At 42.0% G+C, this 12218-nt stretch carries 12 protein-coding genes; 9 read left to right on the forward strand and 3 right to left on the reverse strand.

Translation table 11 applies throughout. The features are described 5' to 3' along the window. Window position 1: 1 nt before the first annotated feature. The gene (locus tag MTN96_RS02790; RefSeq protein WP_008109847.1) at window positions 2-214 is read right to left on the reverse strand and encodes a DUF1414 domain-containing protein; all 213 of its coding nucleotides are present in this window, start codon (window positions 212-214) and stop codon (window positions 2-4) included. Window positions 215-277: 63 nt separating this feature from the next. Here MTN96_RS02790 and yejK point away from each other — a divergent pair, with 63 nt between their 5' ends. Next, window positions 278-1294, forward strand: a complete 1017-nt coding sequence (yejK, locus tag MTN96_RS02795) for a nucleoid-associated protein YejK (RefSeq protein WP_248530677.1) — start codon at window positions 278-280, stop codon at window positions 1292-1294. Window positions 1295-1792: 498 nt separating this feature from the next. Here the strand turns inward: yejK and rne are convergent, their stop codons facing one another. Next, a complete protein-coding gene (gene rne, locus MTN96_RS02800; RefSeq protein WP_248530678.1) occupies window positions 1793-4990 on the reverse strand; it encodes a ribonuclease E in 3198 nt (1065 codons plus the stop codon). A gap of 769 nt (window positions 4991-5759) precedes the next feature. Here rne and rluC point away from each other — a divergent pair. After that, window positions 5760-6719, forward strand: coding sequence for a 23S rRNA pseudouridine(955/2504/2580) synthase RluC (gene rluC / locus MTN96_RS02805; protein WP_036982979.1), 960 nt, complete (start codon window positions 5760-5762; stop codon window positions 6717-6719). 11 nt (window positions 6720-6730) lie between these two features. After that, entirely contained in the window at window positions 6731-7375 is a 645-nt protein-coding gene (locus MTN96_RS02810) for an HAD-IA family hydrolase (RefSeq protein ID WP_250653920.1), read from the forward strand. On the opposite strand, the gene MTN96_RS02815 is transcribed toward MTN96_RS02810, so the two are convergent. Further along, window positions 7368-7964, reverse strand: coding sequence for a nucleoside triphosphate pyrophosphatase (locus MTN96_RS02815; protein WP_248530680.1), 597 nt, complete (start codon window positions 7962-7964; stop codon window positions 7368-7370). The two genes, MTN96_RS02810 and MTN96_RS02815, sit on opposite strands and share 8 nt — an antisense overlap. A 131-nt stretch (window positions 7965-8095) precedes the next feature. On the opposite strand from MTN96_RS02815, the gene yceD reads away from it, so the two are divergent. From yceD to acpP, 6 genes are all read left to right on the forward strand, one after another. After that, window positions 8096-8620, forward strand: coding sequence for a 23S rRNA accumulation protein YceD (gene yceD, locus MTN96_RS02820; RefSeq protein ID WP_036982975.1), 525 nt, complete (start codon window positions 8096-8098; stop codon window positions 8618-8620). A 9-nt stretch (window positions 8621-8629) separates the two neighbouring features. Then, window positions 8630-8800, forward strand: a complete 171-nt coding sequence (rpmF, locus tag MTN96_RS02825) for a 50S ribosomal protein L32 (RefSeq protein ID WP_008109865.1) — start codon at window positions 8630-8632, stop codon at window positions 8798-8800. Window positions 8801-8812: 12 nt separating this feature from the next. Then, entirely contained in the window at window positions 8813-9850 is a 1038-nt protein-coding gene (gene plsX, locus MTN96_RS02830; RefSeq protein ID WP_036982974.1) for a phosphate acyltransferase PlsX, read from the forward strand. 55 nt (window positions 9851-9905) lie between these two features. Then, window positions 9906-10832: an ACP S-malonyltransferase gene (gene fabD / locus MTN96_RS02835; RefSeq protein WP_036956225.1), complete on the forward strand. Its 927-nt coding sequence runs from the start codon at window positions 9906-9908 to the stop codon at window positions 10830-10832. 11 nt (window positions 10833-10843) lie between these two features. Beyond that, window positions 10844-11590, forward strand: a complete 747-nt coding sequence (gene fabG / locus MTN96_RS02840) for a 3-oxoacyl-ACP reductase FabG (protein WP_036982969.1) — start codon at window positions 10844-10846, stop codon at window positions 11588-11590. A gap of 250 nt (window positions 11591-11840) precedes the next feature. Next, entirely contained in the window at window positions 11841-12077 is a 237-nt protein-coding gene (acpP, locus tag MTN96_RS02845; RefSeq protein WP_008109873.1) for an acyl carrier protein, read from the forward strand. The last annotated feature ends 141 nt before the right edge of the window (window positions 12078-12218 follow it).

Below are 12218 nucleotides of genomic sequence, written 5' to 3' on the forward strand. Positions count from 1 at the left end.
TTTACTTAACCGACTGCGCGAGTGCTTTTGCAAAGTTCTCGGTAACGGCTTGTCTTTTCCCTGTTGGTACATGCTCTTTTAAGATATGCGTGATAGAATTTCCTAAACACATAAGACTTAAATCAACCGGCGCATTATGTTTTGATAAAACATCAATAAGCTGATCGACGATTTGTTCTACTTCTTCATTAGAGTATTTTGATAAGATTGGCATCAGTTGGTTCAATAAAAAGAGTTATATTCCCGTATTTTAACACCAGAGGCGTGAAAAACAAAGATGGCAATAGATGTTAAAAAATTAGTCGTTCACTATGTAGACAAAAAAGACGACGACACTCAAATTCACCTTCGTAACGACGAAATGACTATCAACGATAAAGTGGCTGTATTCATTGAGCAATTACACCATGCCTACAATGGCAAGCCAGGCAAAGGGTTTTGTGCTTTTAGTGGCGAAAAAAACAGTATTGTAGCCTCTACCATGCAAAGCTATCGCAATAATGAGCTTGGCTTTTGGCACATGACCGAGCAAGCATCAACGGTATTAAAAGAAGAGTTAGATAAATACGCCTTTAATGAAACCGGCTATTTAGTATTTTGTCATTATCAGTACGTGGCGACTGATTATATGTTGATTGCCATGATCAATATCAAAGAGCATTACTCAATGACCTCTGAGCTTGATTTAGCCGCATCGCGTCATTTAGATATTTCGCGTATGCAATTGGCTGCTCGTATTGACTTAACCGCATGGGATACCCAGGCAGACGACAATCGTTATATTTCATTTATTAAAGGTCGTGCAGGGCGTAAAGTCGCTGACTTTTTCTTAGACTTTTTAGGTTGTGAAGAGGGCATTGATCCTAAGCAGCAAAGTCAAGTGATGCTCAATGCGGTAGAAGACTACTTATCAGAGCAAGAGTTTGATAAATCTGAAAAAGACGAGTTACGTAAGCAAGTATTTGATTACTGTAACGACTGTGTTACCACGGGTGAAGAAGCTAATGTGAGTGAACTTTCAGCAACGCTTACTAAAGGCGACGACAACCCGTTTGAAAGCTTTTGTAAAGAGCAAAGCTATGACTTAGAAGAGTCATTCCCGGTTGATAAAAAAACGGTAACCAGCATGGTTAAATTTTCAGGCTTAGGCGGTGGAGTCAGTATCAGTTTTGAGCGTAAGCATTTAGGCGAGCGTGTAACTTATAATGAAGCCACTGATACGTTAGTGATCAAAGGTATTCCACCAAACCTAAAAGATCAACTACAGCGCTATATGGAACAACAGCAAGATTAAACTTCGTTAAACACTGTTTGATTAAACCAAAATCACGATATTAATGTCGTGCTTTTTTGTGTCTAAAGTAGAGCTTAGAGCCTTCTAATAAGTGGGTATTTACCTTGATTTTTTAATTCAAACGCGGGGTGAACCCGCTGCTACAAGGTTTAGGTGTAGCAGCGACTTTATGTCGCGTCATTAAAGATAGTTTTGGCGGGCAACGAGCTACGGGAACAGGCTCGAAGCCCGATCCCCATAGCTCGCTAGCTTTTTTGCCTCTAGTCTTTGATTTTTAATCACAGAGAACACCGAGACGCTCCGAACTGCACTGAGAATACAAAACAAAAACTAATATCCCCCTGTGTCAGGGTAGTTTTAACCTTTAACCTTCAGTCTTTAATCCTTACCCGATCCTCGTAACCCGATCCCCGTTGCCAGTTACATAAATGCCAGACAAAAAAACCGCGTTAAAATAAATTAACGCGGCTTTTTTATGCATTGAGCTAAACTCAGTGCTTATTCAGCACTCAGCGTTTTAGTCATTGCTGAGCTTGCACGACCGGCAGGTTTTACCGAGCCAGGGCGAAGGCCGCTGTCAGGGATTAACTCACGTTTGTCATGTGCCATTGCAACCGATGTATGCTTGGTTTCGCTATCGGCTACAGGCGCAGGCTGTGCCATTGGCGCACTTGCATGTCCTGCTGTAATCACTGTTTTAGCGTTTACATTAGCTGAACTCGTTTGCGAAACTGCCTTAGGTTTATTTTCAACCACAGGTGCTTCTTTCGCTTCTACAGGTGTTTCAGTAGCGCTAACCGGTGCTGTTTCAGCTTCAACAGCAACTTCTTCAGCTGGTACTGATTCTTCAGCTTTTACTGGTTCTTCAGCTTTTACTGGTTCTTCAGCTTTTACTGGTTCTTCAGCTTTTACTGGTTCTTCAGTTTTCACTGGTTCTTCAGCTTTCACTGGTTCTTCAGCTTTCACTGGTTCTTCAGCTTTCACTGGTTCTTCAGTTTGCACTGGTTCTTCAGCTTTTACTGGTTCTTCAGCTTTCACTGGTTCTTCAGTTTTTACTGGTTCTTCAGTTTTTACTGGTTCTTCAGTTTTTACTGGTTCTTCAGCTTTTACTGGTTCTTCAGCTTTTACAGGCTCTTCAACTTTCGCTAATTCTTCTTCAACAATGTTTTGTTCAACTGCATCAGAGGCATCAACGGCCGTTTTATGTGCTTTTGCTTTTAGCTCTGCTTCGTATTCAGCAGCGGCTTGATCCGCAACTGGAATGAAAGCAGGCGCTTCATCAGACTTCTCTTGCGTGCCTTCACCTTCAGGACGACGACGACGTTGGCCAGATGCACGAAGATGACGCGGTGAACGACGTGAGCGAGTACGTGTTTGCTCTTGCTCTTCATCTTGTGTTGCCACGTTATCGTTTGCATCAACAACAGCCTCAGCTTGTTCTTTAGCAGGTGCAGGTGCTTTTTCATCAGATACCGGCGCTTGCTTTTCAACAACAGGAGCTTGCTCTTTCACTTGTGGCTTGTCTTCTTTAACCACTGGTTGCTCAACAGCTTGCTCAGTTGTTTGAACTTGCTCTGTGCTTTCGTCTTGTACGCGAACTTTTTTACGTAAATTACGACGTTGACGACGTACCTTAGGCTTTTGCTCTTTTGGCTCAGCATTCTTATCAGATTTAACTGCAGTATCCGTATTTTGAGTTGCCTCTGCTTTTACTTGCGTTTTATCTTCAGTTTTATGCTCAGGACGTTTACGCGTATTTGAATTACGACGGCGCTTATTGCGATTCTCATTCTTTTCTTGCGTATCATTTACAGGCGCCGACTCATTTTTAGCTTCAGCGTCTGCAGTACGTTCGTTACGCGGTTTATTACGAGGGTTATTATTACGACGACGTTGGTTGTTATTACGACGACGATTATCATTACCACGATTATTACTAGGGCGATCTTGCGATTGCTTTTCAGTCTGTTTTTCTGATTTTTGCTCAGTATCAGACCCAAATAACGACTTAATCCATTTACCTAATGCGGCAAATAAACCAATTTCAGCTTTTGCTTCTACTACCGGCGCAGCTTTTGCTGCCGCTTGTGGCGCAGGCGTTGAAGGCATAACGACGCCTTTAAGCTTCGGCTCTTCACGAACAGGTGCCGCTGGCGATTTAGACATTTCAAATGCTTCAGGCTCAGGCGCAACAACTTGCTCGTAGCTTACAGTTTCAAGTGTTTCGTCTTTACGTAAACGCATTACTTCGTAGTGAGGTGTTTCCATGTGTTGATTAGGAATAATCACTACATCACATTTATGATGCTTTTCAATACGGTGAACGCTACGACGTTGCTCATTCAATAAATAAGCGGCAACAGCAACAGGCACTTGAGCATTAACTTGAGCGGTGTTGTCTTTAATCGCTTCTTCTTCAATTAAACGAAGAATAGACAATGCGATTGATTCGTTAGAACGAATAGTACCTTGACCACTACAACGTGGACAAACACCTTGGCTTGCTTCACCTAGTGAAGGGCGAAGGCGTTGGCGCGACATTTCAAGTAAGCCAAAGCGAGAAATTTTACCAATTTGTACGCGCGCACGATCTGGGCGAGCAGCATCTTTTAAGCGGTTTTCTACTTCACGTTGATGACGTGGAGGTGTCATATCAATAAAGTCGATAACAATTAAGCCACCTAAATCACGTAAACGAAGTTGACGTGCAATTTCATCTGCCGCTTCTAGGTTGGTGTTAAGCGCTGTTTCTTCAATATCGCCGCCTTTTGTTGCTTTAGACGAGTTGATATCGATAGAGGTAAGTGCTTCAGTAGGGTCAATTACAATAGAACCACCTGAAGGTAAGCGCACTTCACGTTGAAACGCAGACTCAATTTGGCTTTCAATTTGGTAATGTGTAAATAACGGTGTATCACCTTGATAAAGCTTAACGCGACTCATGAAATCAGGACGAAAACGCTCTATGTGCGCTTTAGCTTCTTCAAAAACACGAGGCTTATCAATTAAAATTTCGCCAATGTCACGACGTAAATAATCGCGAATTGCACGGAAAATTACGTTGCTTTCTTGGTGAATTAAAAATGGTGCTTTAGCACTGTCTGCCGCTTGTTGAATGGCTTCCCAGTGGACTAATAATGCTTTTAAATCGTAGTTTAGTTCTTCAAACGATTTACCAACACCCGCGGTACGTACAATTAAGCCCATACCTTTAGGTAGTTCTAAGCGGCTTAGCGACTCTTTAAGTTCAGTACGCTCATCACCCTCAATACGACGAGAAATACCGCCAGCGCGAGGGTTGTTAGGCATAAGTACTAAATAACTACCTGCCACGCTGATAAAGGTAGTCAGTGCTGCCCCTTTTTGGCCGCGCTCTTCTTTATCAACTTGTACAATAACTTCTTGACCTTCTTTGATCACGTCGCGAATATTCGGACGACCATGAAAGGTGTAACCTTGCGGGAAGTAAGTACGGGCAATTTCTTTTAAAGGAAGGAAACCATGACGATCAGCACCGTAATCAACAAATGCTGCTTCTAAAGATGGTTCAATACGTGTGATTTTACCTTTGTAAATATTGGCTTTTTTCTGTTCGTGACCTGGGCTTTCTATATCTAAATCATATAGGCGCTGGCCGTCAACCAGTGCTACGCGCATTTCTTCTTGCTGCGTTGCATTGATTAGCATACGTTTCATAATGTTACTCTACTAGTTTGTGTCGCTGACATGACGATGTTTTCTCGCCTGTTCAGGTGTTCCTATTTTTAGAATGTGCAGCCTCACGACTGGGTCTTTAACGGAACGGCTCTGTATTTAGTAAGCAGTATTTTAAATGCCGGCAAACAATAGGGTGTAATCACGCTATTAAATTCTAAGGGGATACAAACGTGTCGGCTGTTTAGCCCAATACTCGTTTTATCCAGAAGTTGGCCTGTCATAACAATCTTATTAAATGCATTCATATTAGGTGCGTAGGGCTCTTTAGCTTCAAACCATAGTTTCGTTTTTAAACTACCGTTATCGTTTTTATGAGCAAAAATCGCTACCGATGTTAATGAACGCTTATTTATTAGATTTTTTTAGTTCTAAATAAGCTGCTGTACGGTACTACAATATTTGAGCGAATTCTGAACGGCGTTTTTTTACGCCGCCACTATCAGACAAATTATCTGTTCATTGCTTTTGTTATCACTTTAAAAATCAATTCATGTTCAAACTTAAGCAGCAATATATTACGCGCATTGCCGTTAGTTGTGCGCACGTGTTAACTGGGTATGTATAAAAGCTTTGGAAAACTTAACTCGGATCTGTATGATCGGTTACCCAGAATGTGCATCACGAATGTTTTAATGTGTTAAAAAGCACCGTTGTTATTTGCAAATACGAAATATTTGCGCTGCTGATTATCCCACTATTATAACTGTGTTAGCAACTAAATTATTTTACTTAAATCAGTGATTAGGCAATGTCAGAAAAAACCGGCTTACAAGTAACTTTTGTCACTATCAACGAAGACCACCTAGGTCAGCGTATTGATAACTTTCTTATTACCCATTTAAAAGGGGTGCCTAAAAGCGCAGTTTACAAAATTCTTCGTAAAGGTGAGGTGCGTGTAAACAAAAAACGCATTAAACCTGTGTATAAATTGCAGCTAGACGACGTTATTCGTATACCACCAATCAGAGTGTCAGAGCGTGAAGAGTTTGTCCCTTCAAAACTCGATAAAGTAACTCGCCTTGAAGACGATATTCTATTTGAAGACAAATACCTGATGGTTATTAACAAGCCATCGGGTATGGCTGTGCATGGCGGCAGTGGCCTAAGCTATGGCCTTATTGAAGCATTACGTGTTTTACGCCCAGAAGAGCGTAGCCTTGAGCTTGTGCATCGTTTAGACCGTGATACTTCAGGTTGTTTACTCATTGCTAAGCGCCGCTCTGTGCTGACTGCCTTGCATGAGCAATTACGCGAAAAAACCATGGAAAAAAATTATTGGGCACTTGTTGAGGGGCAATGGGACTCTAAAACAAAAAATGTGACTGAAGGCTTGCGCAAAAACACCCTAAAATCGGGTGAGCGCGTAGTACGTGTTGATAACACTGAGGGCAAACCGTCGCATACCCGCTTTAAAGTGCTTGAGCGTTTTAACGATTGCTCATTAGTACAAGCATCCCCTGTAACCGGTCGTACTCACCAAATTCGTGTGCATACTCAGTGTCAAGGTCATGCTATTGCTTGTGATGACAAATATGGCGATCAAGGGTTTGACGAGTCAATGCGTAAACGTGGTTTAAACCGCTTATTTTTACACGCCCATGATTTAAGTTTTTACCACCCTAAAAACGAAACCACCATGCGAGTAGAAGCACCACTAGACAAAGCACTATCAAGTTGTTTAGTTAAACTTAGAGCAGCAAAAGCGTGATCTCACTCACCATGAAAAACTATAAGCTGGTGATTTTTGATTGGGACGGCACCATTATGGATTCAATTAGCAAAATAGTTAATTGTATCCGCAAAAGTGCACAGTTACTCAATATTGAACCGCCGAGCGATACGGCCAGTAAAAATATTATTGGTTTGTCGCTTGAAAACGCAATAGCGACCTTGTTTCCTGATTACAGTGAGCATCACGAAGCGCTTATTGCAGGTTATAAACAGCAGTATGCGCTTGATACCACCCCAACACCGGTGTTTGATCACGTTGCACAGGTACTCACTGCGTTAAAAAATCAAGGCGTAATATTGGCGGTTGCCACAGGTAAAAGTCGGGTAGGGTTGGAGCGTTTATTGGATGAAAGCCAGTTGCGTCACTTTTTTAGTGCCACGCGTACCAGCGACGACGCTAAATCAAAACCCGCTCCCGATATGCTCTATCAACTACTTGAAGAGCTGGCTATTAGCGCCGACGAAGCATTGATGATAGGCGACACCCAAATCGACATGGCAATGGCAAAAGCTGCAGGTATGGATAGACTAGGGGTAACCATGGGCGTGCACAACGCTGCGCAATTAAACGAGTTTACGCCTATTGCAACCGCTGACAACTATCAGCAGTTGCAACAACTTTTACTTAGTTAGTTTGAGCGCTTAATACATCTAAGCCAAACTCAGCCAATAACTGGCTGAGTTTAATGAGTGGTAAACCAATTAAATTATTTGGGTCATCACCACTGAGCTTTTCAAATAAACAAATACCCAAGCCTTCACTTTTAAAACTTCCTGCACAATTATAAGGTTGCTCTGCATCGCAATAAGCACTTATTTGCGCCGTTGTTAACGTTTTAAAGGTTACATTAAAGGGCTCAACAAGGGTTTTGCTTTGCTTAGTGTGTATATCGTACACACACAAGCCAGTTAAAAAAGTGATCGTTTGCCCACTAAATAAGCTGAGTTGTTTCATGGCGTTTTCTTTATTGTGTGGTTTACCTAATATTTGGCCATTAAATACAGCAACCTGATCGGAGCCAATCGCTAAGCCTTGGTCAAAATGCTCGACCGCAGCTGCGGCTTTTAGTTCGCTTAAACGCTTAACAAGATCGTTAGGTGTTTCGTTGCTGTGAGGCGTTTCGTCAACATCGGGCGAAAACGTTTCAAAAGGCAGATTAAATTTTTGTAATAAAGACTGCCTAAAAGGCGAGCTTGAGGCTAATATAAGAGAGTGCTTCATGGCATGTTTTCCTAGCGTAAATCAGATTGAGTTAGGATAAATCAGATCCGTGAGTAAAACACGTGAAAAACAATGTAAAATTGGTTTTTTACTTTGACTAACCCACTAACTATCTATATGATGCAGCCCCTATGCAAAAGGTGAAAATTCCCATCACCCTTCATCCGGGCAAAGCAGCGCAACACCGTTTAAAGTATGACGGCATTGTACCGCTTGAGAAACTTCCTCGTTTACGAGGGGTTATCCAGGAAGAAGTAGGTGAAATAGCGGTAAAAATTCATTGCAAAAACGATGAGCAAGGTTTAGTTGTGATTAGTGGCAATTTGTCCACACACGTAACTGTCACTTGTCAACGTTGTAATGGTGATTTAGGGTTGGATTTGGATCAAGACTTTGTGTATTCGCCAGTCGGTTTGGATGCAGAGTCAGATGATCTTCCAGAAAGCTACGACGAAGTAACACTTGATGAAAATGGTGAAATAGACGTGTTTGAGTTAATCGAAGACGAGCTTATTTTAGCTGTGCCATTAGTGCCTACCCACAACGAAGCTTCATGCAGTTATACAGCAGAGCCTGCCAGCTTTGGTGTTTTAAAGGCGGAAGATGATAAACCAAATCCATTTGATATTTTGAAACAACTTAAGAAAGATTCTTAGGAGAAGACTATGGCTGTACAAAAAAGCAAAAAGTCTCGTGCAAGACGCGGCATGCGCCGTTCACACGATGCGATCAGTGGTCCAACTTTAACTGTAGACCAAACATCTGGTGAGACTCATCGTCGTCACCATGTGACTGCAGATGGTTACTACAAAGGCGTTCAAGTAATTTCTAACTAAGAGATTGCTTATATGCTGACCAATCTAACCATAGCGTTAGATATGATGGGGGGCGATTATGGCCCCCGTTCATCTATCCCCGCAGCCGTTTCCGCGGTAAATGCTAATGCCAACTTAAAACTCATTTTATGTGGCAACGAGCAAGTAATAGCTAAACAATTAGAATCACTCGATTCACTTTCTCATCCTAGATTAATAATTCGCCATTGTAATGACGTTGTCACCAATGCCTGCGAACCCGCTGTTGCTATACGCTCAAAAAAAGATTCCTCAATGCGTGTTGCCCTTGATTTAGTTAAATCGGGTGAAGCGCAAGCCTGTGTTAGTTCTGGCAATACAGGGGCGCTATTTTTTATGGCGCATTACGTATTAAAAATGCTTCCAGGGGTGAAACGTCCCGCACTTATCTCTGCTGTACCTACTGAACGAAAAAATCCTGTTTACTTACTCGACTTAGGCGCTAATGTGCATTGTGATGCGCAAATGCTGTATCAGTTTGGCATTATGGGCTCAGTGGTTGCAGGCCAAGCACTTGGCTGCAGTAACCCAAAAGTCAGTTTATTAAATATTGGCGCTGAAGATATAAAAGGCCATGAAGAAATTAAGCAAGCCGCGCAGTTAATGCAGCAAAGCGAGCTGATTAATTATATTGGCTACAGTGAAGGTAGTGATATTTTTTCTGGCAAAGCCGATGTTATTGTCTGTGAGGGGTTTGTTGGCAATGTTGCACTTAAAACCTGTGAAGGCATTGCTAAACTTATCATGAAAAAATTCACTCGCGCTCTCGAAAAGCACGTCGTTTACAAGTGCATGGCGTTTATATTGGCACCAATCATAAAAAAACTCTATAAAAGAGTGAACCCCGACCAGTATAACGGCGCTTCTCTGGTAGGATTGCGCGGTATTGTTGTTAAAAGCCATGGAAATGCCTCAGCTAAAGCATTTCATGCCGCAATCGACGAAGCAGTGAAAGAAGTAGAACGTCAACTTCCGGATAAAATTGCTGCTATCTTCGAAAAAACACATTCTAAAGACACGGCGGTTGAATAACAGTTAACGTGCCGTGTTACACATTATTTATTTTGTTTAATTAAAAGAGCAAACTATGGCACAAAAAATTGCACTTCTTTTTCCAGGTCAAGGCTCGCAAACTGTGGGTATGTTAAACGAGCTACTTGAAAGCTCAGACATAGTAAAAGCCACATTTGCAGAAGCATCAACCGCACTAGGATACGACCTAGCAGATCTCGTTCTTAACGGTCCAGAAGAAAAACTAAATCAAACTCACCGTACTCAACCTGCTTTATTAACAGCAAGCGTTGCTATTTACCGTCATTGGTTAGCTGCAAATCCAGATGCAGACGTTGTCATGGCAGGTCATAGCCTAGGCGAATACTCAGCACTGGTATGTAGCGATGTGATCAGCCTAAGTGAAGCCGTAAAACTGGTTGAAAATCGCGGTTTATACATGCAAGAAGCCGTCCCTGCGGGTGTGGGTTCTATGGCCGCTATTATTGGTTTAGGTGATGACGAAATTAAAGCGGCATGTGAAGCATCTGCACAAGGTGAGGTTGTTTCACCGGTTAATTACAACTCGCCAGGCCAAGTGGTTATTGCCGGTCATAAAGATGCAGTAGATAGAGCATCAGTAGCTTGTAAAGAAGCCGGCGCAAAACGTGCGCTACCATTATCGGTCAGCGTACCGTCGCATTGTGAACTTATGAAACCTGCGGCTGAAAAATTAGCCGCTGATTTAGCGGCTTTAACATTTAATTCACCTAAGTGTGATGTAATTAATAATGTTGATGTAAAAGCTGAAGGTTCAGCCGATGCAATTAAAGACGCATTAGTACGTCAGTTATACAGCCCAGTTCGTTGGACTGAAACAGTGCAAGCATTAGTTGCACAAGGCGTAACGCAAAGTTATGAATTTGGCCCTGGTAAAGTATTAACAGGACTTGCAAAACGCATTGATAAAGCGATGGTGTGTGGCTCAGTTAATGACCTTGCATCAATCGATACAGCTAAATAAGAGTATATTATATGAGTAATTTATTTTCTTTAGAGGGCAAAGTTGTCCTGATCACCGGCGCTAGCCGTGGTATTGGTAAAGCGATTGCAAACACCTTAGTGGCACAAGGCGCAAAGGTGGCGGGCACAGCGACAAGCGAGTCAGGTGCGGCTAAAATTAGCGAATACTTAGGTGATAACGGTAAGGGTTATGCGCTTAACGTCACCGATCCTGGGTCAATTGAGGCTACATTAGCAGCAATTAAAGCCGATTTGGGTGATATTGATGTTTTAGTAAATAATGCTGGTATTACGCGCGATAATTTATTAATGCGCATGAAAGACAGCGAGTGGGACGATATTATCGACACCAACTTAAGTTCTATTTTCCGTTTATCTAAAGCGGTACTTCGCCCAATGATGAAGAAAAAGAACGGCCGTATTATCAATATTGGCTCAGTAGTGGGCACTATGGGTAATGCTGGCCAAGCGAACTACGCGGCAGCTAAAGCGGGTGTTATCGGTTTTTCTAAATCATTAGCGCGTGAAGTTGCTTCTCGTGGTATTACTGTTAACGTGGTTGCACCGGGATTCATCCAAACAGACATGACGGATGATTTGACAGATGAGCAAAAAGCAGCAACGCTTGCAAACGTACCTGCGGGTCGTTTAGGCCAGCCAGATGAGATTGCAGCAGCTGTGTGTTATTTAGCATCTGACGCCGCTGCGTACGTATCAGGTGAAACTTTGCATGTAAATGGTGCGATGTACATGGTTTAGCTTCGCAATGCGAAATAGTTAAACCACAAATTACCAATGAGTTTGCTAAAAAACATTGAATTTTTCGCAAACTTGCTTTAAACATACTTGAAATCGCTGTGAAAATAAGCGATAAAAGATAAAATAAACACTCAACAGGTTTGACCAGCAAATTATTTATGGTCAAAAGATTGAATCAGAGAATTATCGGACGTAAACTACGCCGCAATCTGAAAATAACGCATTGGCGTTTTTAATAAAGGAAAGAAGAATGAGCGATATCCAAGAACGCGTAAAGAAAATTATCATCGAACAGCTAGGTGTTAAAGAAGAAGAAGTTAAAAACGAAGCTTCATTCGTTGATGACCTAGGTGCAGACTCTCTTGATACTGTTGAATTAGTAATGGCTCTTGAAGAAGAGTTCGACACTGAGATCCCAGATGAAGAAGCTGAAAAGATCACTACAGTACAATCTGCAATCGATTACGTTACAGCTCACGCTGAGTAATTAATCGCAAATTAAGGGCAGCATTCGCTGCCTTTAATCTTTATATCCAAACCACCTCAAAGTCCATGATTCAATTCCAAACCCTCACTCATCATCAGCAATTAAATTGTTATTGCTCAGCGTTGGTTATTGGTTTGAGAC

Source organism: Pseudoalteromonas sp. 2CM28B, from assembly GCF_023161935.1.